The organism is Flavobacterium tructae (assembly GCF_001853485.1).
GTDB classification, from domain to species: Bacteria; Bacteroidota; Bacteroidia; order Flavobacteriales; family Flavobacteriaceae; genus Flavobacterium; species Flavobacterium tructae.
Window position 1 is genome coordinate 1 of record NZ_MIKE01000024.1, and the last position, 14,554, is coordinate 14,554.

The following is a 14,554-nucleotide window of genomic DNA, read 5'->3' on the forward strand; positions in this document are numbered from 1 at the left end:
GTATCTCGATGCCGAGTCACTATACTATGAGGTATTAATCCAAATTTCTCTGGGCTATCCCTCTGTAAAAGGTAGATTGCATACGCGTTACGCACCCGTGCGCCGGTCTCTATATCCGAAGACATATACCCCTCGACTTGCATGTGTTAAGCCTGCCGCTAGCGTTCATCCTGAGCCAGGATCAAACTCTTCATCGTATATTTTTATATTATATCTCGATGATATCTATCGGTTCTTTTCGAATCTTACGATTCTATTACTCTTATTCTTTTGTTCCGATTTGCATCGAAACGGCTGTCAATTCAATATGTCTACGAACGTATTCTTTTTTCTTAATTTCGCTTGTTTCTCAAAGCGGGTGCAAAAGTAGAAAACTTATTTCTAATCGGCAAGAGTTTTTTGAAGTTTTTTTTTAGAAAATTTCTTTTCGTTTTTAACTCCTCTCCTTACCAATCTCTCAATGAACTTCCCTTGTTTTGCGGGGTGCAAACTTAAAACTTTCTTTCTTTACTCGCAAGCTTTTTAGAATCTTTTTCTGAAAATTTCTTTTCGTTTTAATTCCTTCGCTTGTCAGTATTTCAGTGAACGTTTATCGCTGTTGCGGGTGCAAAAGTAGTCACTTTATCCGCTTTTACAAGCTTTTTCTAAACTTATTTTTAATCTTTTTCGAAACTTTTTCCTAACACTCTGATAATATCGGTTTTACACATTGTTATTCTTTTTAAATTTATACGATTTTTCTTAAAAACGTCCGTTTACCACATTTTACCCCCTCAACAACATGTTCTTTTCACACCCTTCCTTACATATCCTACCATTATATTACCAAATTTCACCCATACACAACCTCACTCCTCCTATTTTTGACATCTCCCGCTCTCAAGCGACCACTAAAACCCATATTGAAACAAACATAGCAGACTCCAAAACAACTCCAATCATATCCTTCCCAACTTAACCCGCAACAATACCTTATATTATAGTATACAAAAACAAAGAAAACCAGCCCATCTAATCAACACCTATTATATTATAGTATAAACATGAATTTATATATTGTATGTATTTACGTAATGCGCTATATTTGCATTCACAAAATTATAAACAATGATTAAGATTACTTTACCCGACGGGTCAATTAGAGAGTTCGCTTCAGGCGTAACTCCGATGGAGGTTGCGAAAAGCATTAGTGAAGGATTTGCAAGAAACGTGATTTCTGCATCTTTTAATGGTACAACAATTGAAACCGAAACCCAATTGACGACCGACGGTAGTCTTACTTTATATACCTGGAATGATGCGGAAGGAAAAAAGGCTTTTTGGCATTCCACTTCACACGTAATGGCACAAGCCCTTGAAGAATTGTACCCTGGAATTAAACTAACTCTAGGACCTGCAATTGCAAATGGCTTTTATTACGATGTTGATTTTGAAGATCAAAAAATTACTGATGCTGACTTCAAAAAGATTGAAGATCGTGTTCTTGAAATCTCAAGAGGGAAACATGAATTCAAAATGCGTCCGGTTAGCAAAGCTGACGCTTTAGAAATGTACAAAGACAACGTTTACAAAACGGAACTGATTTCAAATCTTGAAGACGGTACTATTACATTTTGCGACCATGCTACTTTTACTGACCTATGCCGTGGTGGACATATTCCGAATACAGGAATTATCAAAGCCATGAAAGTTATGAGTGTAGCAGGGGCTTACTGGAGAGGTGACGAAAAAAATAAGCAGTTAACTCGAGTTTACGGAACTTCTTTCCCTAAGCAAAAAGATTTGACTGAATATCTTGAACTTCTTGAAGAAGCTAAACGTCGTGATCACCGTAAACTTGGTAAAGAACTTGAATTGTTTGCTTTTTCTCAGAAAGTCGGACAAGGTTTACCTTTATGGCTACCTAAGGGTGCGGCACTTAGAGATCGTTTAGAGCAATTTTTAAAGAGAGCTCAAAAGAAAGCCGGATACGAACAAGTTGTTACTCCACATATTGGACAAAAAGAGCTTTATGTTACTTCTGGTCACTATGCGAAATATGGAGCTGACAGTTTTCAGCCTATACACACTCCTGCCGAAGGTGAAGAATTCTTATTAAAACCAATGAACTGTCCTCACCACTGCGAAATCTACAATGTAAGACCTTGGTCCTACAAAGATTTACCAAAACGTTACGCAGAATTTGGTACAGTTTACAGATACGAACAATCTGGTGAGCTACACGGGCTAACTCGCGTAAGAGGATTTACTCAGGATGACGCACATATCTTCTGTACTCCGGAACAGTTGGACGAAGAATTCAAAAAGGTAATCGATTTAGTACTTTATGTATTTGGTTCCTTAGGTTTTGAAAACTTTACAGCTCAGATTTCATTGAGAGATCAGGAAAACAGAGAGAAATACATTGGTTCTGATGAGAACTGGGAAAAAGCCGAGAACGCTATTATCAATGCTGCAGCCGACAAAGGACTGAATACGGTTGTAGAATATGGTGAGGCTGCTTTTTATGGTCCGAAACTTGACTTCATGGTTAAAGATGCTTTAGGCAGACAATGGCAGCTAGGAACTATTCAGGTAGATTACAACCTTCCGGAACGTTTTGAATTGACTTATAAAGGTGCCGATAACGAATTACACCGTCCGGTTATGATTCACAGAGCTCCTTTTGGATCAATGGAACGTTTTATCGCAATTTTACTAGAACATACCGCAGGAAATTTCCCACTTTGGCTAATGCCGGAGCAAGCTATAATCTTGTCTTTGAGCGAGAAATACGAAATATATGCTAAAAAAGTTTTAGATTTGCTAGAAAATCACGAAATTCGCGCCCTAATTGACAACCGAAATGAGACTATCGGTAAGAAAATTAGAGATGCTGAGATGCAAAAAACTCCATTTATGCTGATTGTAGGTGAGGAAGAGGAAAAAAACGGAACGGTTTCTATCCGTCGTCACGGGCAAGAAGGAAAAGGTAATATTACAGTTACAATCGATGAATTTGTCGCTATTGTAAACGAAGAAATAAAAAAGACATTAAAAGTTTTTACAGTTTAACTTAAATTATAAAGTCATAGCAATAAGAAGCAACAGAGGTTACCAACCTCGAGTAGAAAAAAAGGATGCCCACAGAATAAACAATAATATTCGTGGCGTACAAGAAGTAAGATTAGTAGGCGAAAACATCGAACCTGGTGTATTTAAGCTTGCTGAAGCTTTACGATTAGCAGATCAATTTGAACTTGATTTAGTTGAGATCTCGCCAAACGCTGAGCCACCGGTTTGTAAAATCATGGATTACAAGAAATTCGTTTACGAACAAAAGAAACGTGATAAGGTGTTAAAAGCTAAGTCTACGCAAGTTGTCGTAAAAGAAATTCGATTCGGTCCTCAAACGGATGAGCATGATTACGAATTTAAAAGAAAAAATGCGGAGAAGTTCCTGAAAGAAGGTGCTAAACTAAAAGCATTTGTATTCTTTAAAGGACGTTCTATCATCTATAAAGATCAAGGTCAGATTTTACTTTTACGTTTGGCAACAGACCTTGAGGAGCACGGTAAAGTTGAGGCAATGCCAGTTTTAGAAGGAAAGAGAATGATTATGTTCATTGCTCCGAAGAAGAAAAAATAATTATTTGCTTTAAGCAATAAGCAATAAGCTTTAAGCAGGAGTTTAAATAAACTATTTGCTTAAAGCTTAAAGCCTAAAGCCTAAAGCTTTTGAAGATATAAGTAAGTAAGAATAAATTAAAACACTAGGAAAAATGCCTAAAATGAAAACAAAATCTAGCGCCAAGAAACGTTTCAAAGTTACTGGTTCTGGAAAGATTAAAAGAAAGCATGCTTTTAAAAGTCACATCTTGACTAAAAAATCTAAAAAACGTAAATTAGCTTTGACACACTCAGCGCTAGTTCACTCTACAGATATGAAAAGCATCAAACAACAATTAAGAATTATCTAATAATTCTTTAGGTTTAAAATTATTTATATAACCTTGGAGTATGGCTTTTAAGTTCCTTTGATTCAATTCAGGACGCCTGCTACAAAAACACATTAAAATTATGCCAAGATCGGTAAATTCAGTTGCTAAAAGAGCAAGAAGAAAAAAAATAATGAAGCAAGCCAAAGGTTTCTTTGGTAGACGTAAAAACGTTTGGACAGTTGCTAAGAATGCGGTAGAGAAAGCGATGAGCTACGCTTACCGTGACAGAAAACAGAATAAAAGAAATTTCCGTGCTTTATGGATTCAACGTATCAACGCTGGAGCTAGATTAGAAGGAATGTCTTATTCTCAATTCATGGGGAAAGTAAAAGCTAACGGAATCGAATTGAACCGTAAAGTTCTTGCAGATTTAGCGATGAACCACCCTGAAGCTTTCAAAGCAATACTTAATAAAGTAAAATAAACGTTTTATAAACTCAATTTAGATTACTTACTTATCATAGAAAAACCATCCCGCTGAAACGGGATGGTTTTTTGCTTTATACCGGTTTGCTAAATTCTAATTTTTAAAGGTACATTTGTATAAAACTTATAGCAATGTACACTGCTCTTTTTGCACACATCGAAAAATTTGTAACTCTCGAAGCTTCTGAGATTGATCTCCTAGAATCTGTTTTAAGTTTATCAAATATTAAAAAGAAAGATCACGTACTTCGGGAAGGTCAAGTATGCAACACTCTCTATTTTATCGTTAAAGGATGCATGCGTCAATACATCATTAATTCAAAAGGGACGGAACAGACTCTTCAATTTGGAATTGAAAGCTGGTGGATTACCGATTACTTAAGTTATCACAACCATGTTCCTTCTCATTTTTATATTCAGGCTGTAGAGAATTCTGAGGTTATTGCCTTAGAACAATCTGTACTGGAGTCTGTACTAATTCAAGTTCCGAAATTGGAGCGCTACTTTCGCATTGTTTCCCAGAAGTCATTTGGAGCTGCACAAATGCGAATTAAGTTTCTATTCACCATGTCTGCAGAGGAAAGGTATCATCATTTCAATAACCTCAATCCTGAGTTTGTTCAGCGCGTTCCCCAATATATGCTTGCCTCCTATCTTGATTTTTCGGCTGAATTTATGAGTAAAATCAGGGCTGGAAAAGTTTAATTCTGAAAAACTAGAGCTCTCAGATACTAAGCCACTAAACTTCTTTTGGTTTTAGAGTATCAAAAAAATAAATCCTGTTCTTTTATATACATCGTTAGTGAGCTCTGAACCTTATTACCTCAGAATCTCAGCGACTCAATAGTTTTCTTGAAGTAGTTCAAGTTTTTCAAATATGATATATATGATCTTTGTATCAAACTTTTAAAAACACTTCAAATGAAACCAAGAATCGTTATTCCAACAGTTGCTCCTCAAGCGTACCAAGCATTACTTAATTTAGAAAAATACATTTCTACTACTTCACTTACACCCGTACACAAAGAGCTGATTAAAATTCGTGCTTCACAAATAAACGGCTGTGCGCATTGCATTAATATGCATACCACCGATGCCAGAAAACAGGGTATATCAGAACAGTATATTTATTTACTTAGCGCCTGGCGAGATACTGATATTTATACGGAGGAGGAAAAAGCAATTTTAGCTCTGACGGAAGAAGTAACACTAATTAGCCATCACGTATCTGATGAAACCTATCAAAATGCTGCAAGCCTGTTCAATGATCAATATCTTGCCGAAATTATCCTGACTATTATTACTATTAACTCCTGGAATAGAATTGCTATCACAACAGGATTAAGAGTTTCATAATTGTTTCAGAAATAAATAATACTCCACAATACAAAAAAAGCTTTCAGGTATGAAAGCTTTTTTTGTATTTACCTGGAAATCAAGCATAAAAAATAAAATCAAAATTTATGGAAAAACAGGTATTTATACGCTTTTTTAAGAACTTTAATTCTTTACTTTTGGCGCATGATACCTTACAGAATGCGCGTTTTCCTATTTATTATATTCACTATTTTATCCTTGCAATTCTGTCAGAAAAAAACCTCAAATACTCCCAAGCCAAAAAATACAAAACCCGAAATTGAACAAGCGATACTAACCGCAGATCGCTTTTACAGCCAAAAAGAATTTGACAGCGCTTTTTTCTATTACAACAAACTACGATCGATCTGCAATCCGGTAACAGATTCGGAAAACTACATTACTTCTCTGAACCGCATGGCAGAAATACAGCAAGATCAAGCTGATTATGCAGGTAGCGAAAATACCATTAAAGAAATACTGCCTTATCTGAAGTATGTAAAAAAGCAATCTCAGATATGGAACACCTATGTCATTTTAAGTATCAATTATCTGAATACCTACGATTACAAAAATGCTATACGCTACAATCAAAAGGCACTACAGCTGCAAACTGAAGAATGGAGAAAACTGGCCGCAAAAAATAACATGGCTGTTATCTTAATGGAAGAAGGAAAATACAATGAGGCTCTCCAGATCTTCCTGTCTTTGACAACAAAGAAAGAAGTTCTTAATAATAATGAGTTTCAAGGGAAAGCACTGGACAATATTGGATTCTGCTACTTTAAAATATACCATTCAGATAAAGCTCTGTATTATTTCCAAAAAAGTCTTGAAATAAGGAAAAAACAAAACGATTCTTTCGGTTTAGGAAAAAGCTATCTGCATTTTGCTAAATTTTACGAAGAAAGCAATCTGTTATTAGCCAAAAAATACATGCATTTAAGCTATGAGAAATTTACTCTTGCCCATACTATCGACGAGCGTCTGTCTTCTTTAAAACTAATTATCAAGAATAGCTCTGATCGTGAATTAAAAAAATATTCTATTGTTTATGTAAATCTAATCGACAGCATTTTTGAAGTTAAACAAAAAGCTAAAAATCAATATGCCAAAATTAAATACGACTCGACAAAAGAGAAAAATGAAAATTTAAGACTAAAAACATACAAAGTCGAAAATGAAATACAAATAGAAAAGCAACGAAACAGAAACATTTTCTCCTATATCATAATTACCCTTAGTTTAAGTTTAGTCACTGTACTTTATTTCTACCTGACTTCAAAAGGAAATAAAGAGAAAATAGAAGCTACTTATAATAGTGAAACCCGGATCGCAAAAAAACTTCATGACGAATTAGCTAACGACATTTATCACACGATGGCTTTTACTGAAAGCAAAAATCTTTCTATAAAGGAGAATAAAATACAATTATTAAACAACCTGGAAGCCATATACTCCCGAACCCGAAATATATCGAAAGAGAACAATCAAATTATAACTTCAGAAGATTTCATTCTTAATTTAGAGGAAATGATTGAAGGATTTAATACTCCCGTCATTCATATTTTTGTAAATGACTTAGAAACTATAGATTGGAACGAAATTGAAAAGAATAAAAAGATGACTGTTTACAGAACAGTACAGGAGTTGCTTGTAAATATGAAAAAACATAGCGCCGCAACTCTTGTTACGATCACCTTTAAAAAAACAGACCAAAATATAATGATAACCTATACTGACAATGGAATAGGAATCGACCTTGCTGCCATAAAATTTCAAAATGGCCTTTATAATATAGAAAACAAAATTCTATCAATAAAAGGAGAAATCACCATCGATTCTACTCCCGAAAAAGGGTTTAAAGTTTTTATTAATTTTCCAGCTTAAAAATGAAGAAACCACTTTACTTTCTTCATAGAAGAGTTTTTTTACAGCGTTTGATACTACTGCTATCAATAGCAATAGCCGGTATAACATTATTGCAATCCGACGAGTTCAACACACCATCAGATTCTGGTCAAAAGAATAATTCAGCAGAAATTCTAAAATTTTCAGATCTGGCCGACTCTTTATATGATGCTTATAAATTGGACAGTTCTTACTATTACTACAATAAGGCCAAGCTTCTTTGTAATCCTAAAATCAATACTATTGATTATGTTTACACTTTGTACTCGATGTCTCAAATCAAATACGATCAGGGGGATTATATTACCAGTGAAGCACATGCAACCGAAGCTTTACCTTACTTAAAGTATATTAAAAATCCAAGACATGCATCAATCCTTTACAATCAACTAGGAATTAACTACTCTAATACCTATAACTATAGTGATGCCATTCTTTACCTAAAAAAAGCAATACATCTAAAATCAAGTACCTGGAGAAGATACATGGCTTTAAACAATCTGGCTACTGTTTATATGGATCAACATCGATATAAGGAAGCAGAACAAATTTTATTTATCCTATCGACACAAAAAAGAACTTCAAATTATGAGGATATTGATAAAGATAATTATGCCCGGGCAATTGATAATTTAGGCCTGTGCTATTTCAGATTGGGAGATCCTGATAAAGCACTCAAATATGTAAATGAAGCCTTAAAGATCCGACTTTCACTCTCGTCAGAATACGAATACTCATTGGTTGGAATTTACAGACATCTTTGCCTTTTTTACATGAAAACCAATCCTAAGTTAGCAAAGGAATACGCTCTAAAATCACATAAAGTAGCCACAAAAATAAAGATCCTGACGGACAGAATTAGTTCGCTATCACTATTAATTAAAACCAGCGAGGGATCAGATCTAAAAAAATACTCCTTATCCTATATTGAACTTATTGACAGCATTACTCATGCAAGGTGTAAAACAAAGAATCAATTCACCAATATTAAATATATATCCCGAATAGACAAAACAGAGAACCTACTACTTAAAGCACAAAAAGCAGAAAATGAGCTGGAACTGGCAAGGCAAAAAAGACGCAACATCTATTTGTATATGATCATTGTACTTATTCTAAGTCTTATTGCTTTTGTTTACTTCTATCTCAAATCAAAAGGAACAAAACAAAAAGACGATGCTGTTTTTGAGAGTGAAATACGAATATCACAAAAATTGAAAGATGAACTTACCAATGATGTGTATCACAGCTTAACGTTTGCTGAAACTGTTGATTTGGAAAAACGTGAGAATAAAGAAAGGCTTTTAAATAATTTACATGCGATTTACACCAAAACCCGAAACATTTCGAAAGAAAATGGCTCGGTACCTACAAATGAAAGCTACTCCACCTCGTTAAAAGAAATGATTTCAGGATTTAAAACTGCCGATTTAAATATTATTCTCAATGGTTTTGATGCAATTTCCTGGAACGAACTTGAAAAAAGTAAAAAAATTATACTTTACAGAATCCTTCAGGAGCTATTTGTGAACATGAAAAAGCACAGTCAGGCGACATTAGTTAGTCTTACTTTTAAAAATTTTGAAAAAAAAATAGTTATAATTTACAGTGACAACGGGGTCGGAGCCTATAATAGATCAATAATTTTAAAAAATGGACTACAAAATGTGGAAAACCGTATTAAAACCATAAATGGAAATATTATTTTTGACTCCAATTCTAAAACAGGTTTTAAATTAAGTTTCAATTTCCCCAAATAAACAAAGTAATATGTTCAAAAAAGTTTTAGTTGCCGAAGATTTAGACAGTATCAGCATTGCCGTAATTCAAGCACTTCAAGAACTCAACGTTCCTGTAATTGACCATGTCAAATATTGCGACGACGGATTAAATAAAGTAAAAAAAGCTATTATGGATAATGAGCCATATGATTTATTAATCACTGATTTATCTTTTAAAAAAGACCATCGCAAAACTATTTTAAATGGTGGCGAAGAGTTAATCGAAGCGGTTAATGAAGTTCAGCCTAAAATAAAAAAGATAGTATTTTCCATAGAAGATAAATCTTATCGTATAAAAACTCTTTTTTATGATTTAGGTATTAGTGCTTATGTTTCTAAAGGGCGTAATAGTATCGTCGAATTAAAAAAAGCGATTGAAGGAACTTTTAGAAATGAAGAAAAAATACTTTCTTCGGATTTGTCTTTTAATTTCAACGAAAAATCATTGTTTGAAATTGAATCGTACGACATTTCAATCTTAAAACTTTTGTCGCAAGGCTATATTTTAGATAACATATCAAACGAATTTAAAGCGACTTCGATCACTCCAAACGGGACCAGTAGTATCGAAAAACGCATTAATAAACTAAAAATTTACTTTAAGGCAAACAACAATGTGCATTTAATTGCTATTGCAAAAGATTTTGGCCTGATTTAATTTTTAACTGATTTTACGGTTTCCCGTAAGGAAATGTTTTTTAATAAATCTATTTTTGTCTGTAATCTATTAGTCAACTAATGAAAATCAAATACAAAAATAGCTCTAAAAGAAATTTTCTACAGATTTTTGTTTCAAAGATTAATACAACTAAAAACAAGATCATAATGAAAACAATGTTACTTTGTCTTTTTCTATCCTTAAGTTTTGCTTTCGTTTCTGAAAAAACAGGATGGCTGGAAGTAGATTGGAAAATTATTTTTATTCCGGCTCTGCTTGTTTTGCAAATCATTATAATTGGTACTGCTCTAAAAAACAGGTATAAAAAGCATTAACCTTAAATTTATTGATGCTGAAATTTCAATGAGAATCTTTTTTAAGACAGATTCTCATTGAAACTAAAAACAGAGTTCGACTAAACAGTAATCGAATTTTGAAATGCCTATATTTGAATTTTTAAATACAGCATGAAATACTTATTAAGTCTTACTTTCTTCCTTTTTTCTGTTCTCACGTACTCACAAACTAAAATTCTATCCTGGAATATTGAGAACTTAGGAAAATCAAAATCCGAATCAGAACTGAATTTCATTGCAAATACTGTTCTTGCTTATGATATTATCGCAATTCAGGAAGTTGTTGCCGGATATGGCGGTTCGCAGGCTGTTGCAAAACTTGCTGCAATTTTAAACAATAAGGGATCAAAATGGGATTATACGATAAGCAATCCAACAAGCGGAAACAGCTATAAAACCGAACGATACGCTTATATCTGGAAAACCAGTAAAGTAAAACTGAAAGGAAATGCCTGGCTGGAAAAAAAATACCATTCAGAAATTGATCGTGAGCCTTATCTGGGCACTTTTGAAATCAATAAAAAGAGCATTACTTTAGTCAATTTTCATGCCATCACTAAGACGAAGCAACCAGAGAAGGAAATTAAATATTTTAAATTTCTGCCTGAGCACTATTCCAATTTAAATTTGGTGTTTGTTGGTGATTTCAACTGTCCACAATCTCACTCTGTATTTACTCCATTAAAAAAAATGGGATACAATTCTACTTTACAGAATCAAAAGACTACTTTAAAACAACAATGCAAAGAAACCGTTTGTCTGGCATCAGAATTTGATAATATTTTTTATCATAAAAAGTCCGTAAACTATATAAACTCCGGTATTGTTTCGTTCTATAAAAACTTTAACTCGCTTCAGGAGGCCCGAAAAATATCCGATCATATTCCAATCTGGATTGAATTTTCACTGAACTAGATTATGTTTTCAGCTTTTTCTTTCTTGCTGCAGGAAACAAAACATTATTTAAAATAAGACGGTAACCCGGAGAGTTTGGGTGTAAATCTAAAACGGTAGGCGGGTCCCCAACCTGATGCTGAAAATCTTCAGGATCATGTCCTCCAAAAAAAGTAAACATCCCTTTTCCTTTCTCGCCATGAATGTATCTTGATTCTCCATTCAATTCACAAGTACCCATTATCAGTACATTTGATTTTACCAAATTGGTATCAAATGCAGTCGTCTGTCCCATAAAGCCTTTTACCAATTGTGTATGATTCTGGCACAACATACTGGGAATCGGATCCCATTTTGCTGAAAACTCCATTAAAGTAAAATAATCTTTCTCCATAGGAATTCTGCGTTTTCCAGTCATATCAATATCTGAAAATTCATATACCTCCGGTCTTCGTTCCAAAGTAAAATCTTTAAAGGCAAATGAATTTCCGTAATTCAATTTTGACTGATAATTGGATTCACTGGCATCTCCATCAAACATGGCTTCACAAATATCAACTCCATCAGCCGAAAGTGCAATATCAAAACTATCTGTTGCAGAACACATGGCAAACATAAATCCACCACCAATTACAAAATCTCTAATCTTTTTTGCAACTGCTCCTTTTTCCTGAGACACTTTAGGATATCCTAATTTTACAGCCAGAGCCTCGGCATCTTTTTTTTGTTCAATGTACCAGGGTGTATTTTTATACGCAGAGTAAAATTTACCATATTGTCCGGTAAAATCTTCATGGTGCAAATGCAGCCAATCATAAAGAAGCAGCTGATCACTTAAAACCTCTTCATCGTAAATTGGTGTAAAAGGAATTTCGGCATACGTTAAAACTAAAGTTACGGCGTCGTCCCAAGGTTGTTTCCCTTTTGGGGTATAAACAGCAATTTTAGGTGCTTTTTCTAAAATAACAGATTCCATATTTTGGGAGGGGCTTGAAATATCATTTAATATCGAAGCCTCCTCAGCATCTGAAAGAACTTCAAAACTTACTCCTCTAATTTTACATTCTTTACGAATTTCATCGGCATCCGGAAGTAAAAATGAACCTCCTCGGTAATTTAACAACCAACTTGCTTTATAGTCTCTGCTTAAACACCAATAGGTAATTCCGTATGCTTTAAGATGATTCTGCTGTGTGGTTTCGTCCATCGGAAGTAAGATAAACGAGGCTTTTGCCGTGAATGAAAGTAGCAATATGAAAATATAAACTAAGCACTTCTTCATTAGAAAATTATTTTAGTAAAGATATAAAGGAACCTTCAAAAAACACCATTGTTCTTTCCCTTTTATAAGTAAACAAATGTTAAAAAAATACCTAAAAATAATTAAATACACGGCTAAAATCACGTAGAAACACCTATTTTGTAACAGCACATTATTCTTACATTTGCTGTCCCCCGGGCGTAAATTTAATCAATGAAAAAGACAAAGGCATGAAGCTTAATGATAGCAACCAAGAACCTAAGGGATTAAGTATGATACAAAAAATAGGAATAGTTATACTCGTGCTAATTATAATTTTATACTACGTACTCTCCATTCAATATTTAGCAAGCTTAGATTTACAGCGTTAAAACAGCGATTTCATTCTGAATCGCATATACTACTAAACCAGCAATATTCTTAGATTCTGTTTTAAGTAATAAATTGTTACGATGCCCTTCTACAGTTCTGGGACTTAAGTAAAGATGATCTGCAATTTCTGAAGTTGTTTTTTGCTGGCAAATAAGCTGAAGTATTTCTATTTCCCGTTGTGAAAGAAAACCGGTTTCCAGATTTCCTTTTGAAGTTTTACTGGAGATAATAGTTTCCTGAATGGTTTGCAACACACTTTCATTATAGTAAAACCCTTTTTTTGCTACTTGATTGATGGTATGAATTAAATCTTTTGGAGTAGTATTTTTTATCAAATAAGCCACAGCTCCCACCTGAATCATATTGGCAATAAATGATTTTGTATCATAGCTGGTTAGCGCAATAATTTTAATTTCGGGAAATGATTTCCGGATAATTTTTGTAGCCTCGACACCATTTAAAATGGGCATTTTCAAATCCATGATAATAATATCAGGTTTGATCACGCTGTTGTCTAAATTTAACAGAAGTTCTTCTCCGTTTGATGCTTCAAAAATAATATCGATATTATCTTCTCTTTGCAATAAAAAAGAAATTCCTTTACGGAACAAAACTTCGTCATCTACTAAAGCAATTTTAATAGCGGCACTCATTTGATTTTTTGTTTTTGGTCTTTTGGTACACCGAAATTACAAAATATGAATCAGAAAAGAGTACTACAACCATAATATATTAGGTAAAAACCTATTTTATTGTCCTTTTTTAACCTAAAAAGTAAAAACTACGCTAATACCATTACCAATTTCCGAATGAATTTCGATTGTTCCTTTCAAAAACGAAATACGGCTATCCATATTTTTCATACCCAATCCTTTCTGATTTTCGGCATTTTCGCTATCAAAACCAATTCCATTATCTTTATAATAACAAGTCTGAATCTCATTTTCTACTTTAAAATCAATCCAAATTTCGGTCGCTTTTCCATGGCGCAAAGAATTGTTCATTAATTCCTGCAGGATTCGAAAAATATGCAAATGTCGGTCATTATGATTCGAGTCAAAATCAATTCCATTATGATAATGCACTTTTACTGCCTTAGAACTTTCAAATTCGTCACAAAGTTCCCGAACTCCGGCATTCAGACCAAACTTTTCAAAAACCGGGGGTAATAAATTATGGGCAATTTTCCTGGAATTCTCTAATGCTTTAGCCGTTAGACTTATAATTGTATCCGTAATTTCATTTGTCTCGCCCTCCGTTAAATTTGGGGAGGATAGTAAATGTGAATTTAATGAAACTATATTGAGCTTAGAACTGATGTCATCATGCAAATCCTGAGCAATTCTTTTTCGCTCTTCTTCCTGAGTAACAATAACTGCATGCAATTGTTCCTTTCGATACTGAATTTCCAAATCTCTTTTCTCTACTTCCTTCTGAATAATTTTCTTTCTCGAAAAATAAAAGAAGGCCACTAAGAAAAATGCCACAACCATAAAAAAACATGACGTGTACAAGATGATGGCAACTATCTCTTTTTCATAAACCGGGCTTCCACTCAT

The 14,554-nt window shown here is 33.9% G+C and carries 14 protein-coding genes and 1 rRNA gene; 11 read left to right on the top strand and 4 right to left on the bottom strand.

The genetic code is table 11. From position 1 onward, the window contains the following. Nucleotides 1–197 (bottom strand): 16S ribosomal RNA (locus BHE19_RS13510); the annotation flags it as partial. A 910-nt stretch (nucleotides 198–1,107) separates the two neighbouring features. Between BHE19_RS13510 and thrS the strand changes: the two genes are divergently transcribed. The 11 genes from thrS (at nucleotide 1,108) to BHE19_RS13565 (ending at nucleotide 11,383) form a co-directional block, all read left to right on the top strand. Beyond that, nucleotides 1,108–3,054: a threonine--tRNA ligase gene (gene thrS / locus BHE19_RS13515; RefSeq protein WP_017498427.1), complete on the top strand. Its 1,947-nt coding sequence runs from the start codon at nucleotides 1,108–1,110 to the stop codon at nucleotides 3,052–3,054. 22 nt (nucleotides 3,055–3,076) lie between these two features. Then, on the top strand, nucleotides 3,077–3,628 hold the full coding sequence (infC, locus tag BHE19_RS22320) for a translation initiation factor IF-3 (protein WP_072974136.1): 552 nt from the start codon (nucleotides 3,077–3,079) through the stop codon (nucleotides 3,626–3,628). A gap of 133 nt (nucleotides 3,629–3,761) precedes the next feature. Beyond that, nucleotides 3,762–3,959 carry a 50S ribosomal protein L35 gene (rpmI, locus tag BHE19_RS13525; protein ID WP_007810722.1) on the top strand — a complete coding sequence of 66 codons (198 nt, stop codon included), beginning with the start codon at nucleotides 3,762–3,764 and terminating at the stop codon, nucleotides 3,957–3,959. Nucleotides 3,960–4,059: 100 nt separating this feature from the next. Continuing rightward, nucleotides 4,060–4,404, top strand: a complete 345-nt coding sequence (gene rplT, locus BHE19_RS13530; RefSeq protein WP_017498429.1) for a 50S ribosomal protein L20 — start codon at nucleotides 4,060–4,062, stop codon at nucleotides 4,402–4,404. A gap of 134 nt (nucleotides 4,405–4,538) precedes the next feature. Then, nucleotides 4,539–5,111, top strand: a complete 573-nt coding sequence (locus tag BHE19_RS13535; RefSeq protein ID WP_017498430.1) for a Crp/Fnr family transcriptional regulator — start codon at nucleotides 4,539–4,541, stop codon at nucleotides 5,109–5,111. A gap of 216 nt (nucleotides 5,112–5,327) precedes the next feature. Then, nucleotides 5,328–5,762 carry a carboxymuconolactone decarboxylase family protein gene (locus tag BHE19_RS13540; RefSeq protein WP_017498431.1) on the top strand — a complete coding sequence of 145 codons (435 nt, stop codon included), beginning with the start codon at nucleotides 5,328–5,330 and terminating at the stop codon, nucleotides 5,760–5,762. A 165-nt stretch (nucleotides 5,763–5,927) separates the two neighbouring features. After that, nucleotides 5,928–7,652 (top strand): tetratricopeptide repeat-containing sensor histidine kinase, encoded by a 1,725-nt coding sequence (locus tag BHE19_RS13545; protein WP_233431379.1) that lies wholly within the window; start codon nucleotides 5,928–5,930, stop codon nucleotides 7,650–7,652. A gap of 2 nt (nucleotides 7,653–7,654) precedes the next feature. Continuing rightward, on the top strand, nucleotides 7,655–9,433 hold the full coding sequence (locus BHE19_RS13550) for a tetratricopeptide repeat-containing sensor histidine kinase (RefSeq protein WP_070907566.1): 1,779 nt from the start codon (nucleotides 7,655–7,657) through the stop codon (nucleotides 9,431–9,433). Nucleotides 9,434–9,443: 10 nt separating this feature from the next. After that, on the top strand, nucleotides 9,444–10,112 hold the full coding sequence (locus BHE19_RS13555) for a response regulator (RefSeq protein ID WP_070907567.1): 669 nt from the start codon (nucleotides 9,444–9,446) through the stop codon (nucleotides 10,110–10,112). A gap of 80 nt (nucleotides 10,113–10,192) precedes the next feature. Beyond that, the gene (locus tag BHE19_RS13560; protein WP_017498435.1) at nucleotides 10,193–10,447 is read left to right on the top strand and encodes a hypothetical protein; all 255 of its coding nucleotides are present in this window, start codon (nucleotides 10,193–10,195) and stop codon (nucleotides 10,445–10,447) included. A gap of 132 nt (nucleotides 10,448–10,579) precedes the next feature. Next, nucleotides 10,580–11,383: an endonuclease/exonuclease/phosphatase family protein gene (locus tag BHE19_RS13565; protein ID WP_070907568.1), complete on the top strand. Its 804-nt coding sequence runs from the start codon at nucleotides 10,580–10,582 to the stop codon at nucleotides 11,381–11,383. Nucleotide 11,384: 1 nt separating this feature from the next. On the opposite strand, the gene BHE19_RS13570 is transcribed toward BHE19_RS13565, so the two are convergent. The 3 genes from BHE19_RS13570 to BHE19_RS13580 all read right to left on the bottom strand — a co-directional run bounded on the left by BHE19_RS13570 (nucleotide 11,385) and on the right by BHE19_RS13580 (nucleotide 14,554). Next, on the bottom strand, nucleotides 11,385–12,644 hold the full coding sequence (locus BHE19_RS13570) for an asparagine synthetase B (protein WP_070907569.1): 1,260 nt from the start codon (nucleotides 12,642–12,644) through the stop codon (nucleotides 11,385–11,387). Nucleotides 12,645–12,982: 338 nt separating this feature from the next. Continuing rightward, on the bottom strand, nucleotides 12,983–13,648 hold the full coding sequence (locus BHE19_RS13575; protein WP_017498438.1) for a response regulator transcription factor: 666 nt from the start codon (nucleotides 13,646–13,648) through the stop codon (nucleotides 12,983–12,985). Between the two features lie 114 nt (nucleotides 13,649–13,762). Beyond that, nucleotides 13,763–14,554 (bottom strand): sensor histidine kinase, encoded by a 792-nt coding sequence (locus tag BHE19_RS13580; RefSeq protein WP_070907570.1) that lies wholly within the window; start codon nucleotides 14,552–14,554, stop codon nucleotides 13,763–13,765.

Bases quoted from the DNA above. Each gene is read 5' to 3' on its own strand.
- thrS (WP_017498427.1), top strand. From the start codon at position 1,108: ATGATTAAGATTACTTTACCCGACGGGTCAATTAGAGAGTTCGCTTCA.
- rpmI (WP_007810722.1), top strand. From the start codon at position 3,762: ATGCCTAAAATGAAAACAAAATCTAGCGCCAAGAAACGTTTCAAAGTT.
- rplT (WP_017498429.1), top strand. From the start codon at position 4,060: ATGCCAAGATCGGTAAATTCAGTTGCTAAAAGAGCAAGAAGAAAAAAA.
- BHE19_RS13535 (WP_017498430.1), top strand. From the start codon at position 4,539: ATGTACACTGCTCTTTTTGCACACATCGAAAAATTTGTAACTCTCGAA.
- BHE19_RS13540 (WP_017498431.1), top strand. From the start codon at position 5,328: ATGAAACCAAGAATCGTTATTCCAACAGTTGCTCCTCAAGCGTACCAA.
- BHE19_RS13545 (WP_233431379.1), top strand. From the start codon at position 5,928: ATGATACCTTACAGAATGCGCGTTTTCCTATTTATTATATTCACTATT.
- BHE19_RS13550 (WP_070907566.1), top strand. From the start codon at position 7,655: ATGAAGAAACCACTTTACTTTCTTCATAGAAGAGTTTTTTTACAGCGT.
- BHE19_RS13555 (WP_070907567.1), top strand. From the start codon at position 9,444: ATGTTCAAAAAAGTTTTAGTTGCCGAAGATTTAGACAGTATCAGCATT.
- BHE19_RS13560 (WP_017498435.1), top strand. From the start codon at position 10,193: ATGAAAATCAAATACAAAAATAGCTCTAAAAGAAATTTTCTACAGATT.
- BHE19_RS13565 (WP_070907568.1), top strand. From the start codon at position 10,580: ATGAAATACTTATTAAGTCTTACTTTCTTCCTTTTTTCTGTTCTCACG.
- BHE19_RS13570 (WP_070907569.1), bottom strand. From the start codon at position 12,644: ATGAAGAAGTGCTTAGTTTATATTTTCATATTGCTACTTTCATTCACG.
- BHE19_RS13575 (WP_017498438.1), bottom strand. From the start codon at position 13,648: ATGAGTGCCGCTATTAAAATTGCTTTAGTAGATGACGAAGTTTTGTTC.
- BHE19_RS13580 (WP_070907570.1), bottom strand. From the start codon at position 14,554: ATGAGTGGAAGCCCGGTTTATGAAAAAGAGATAGTTGCCATCATCTTG.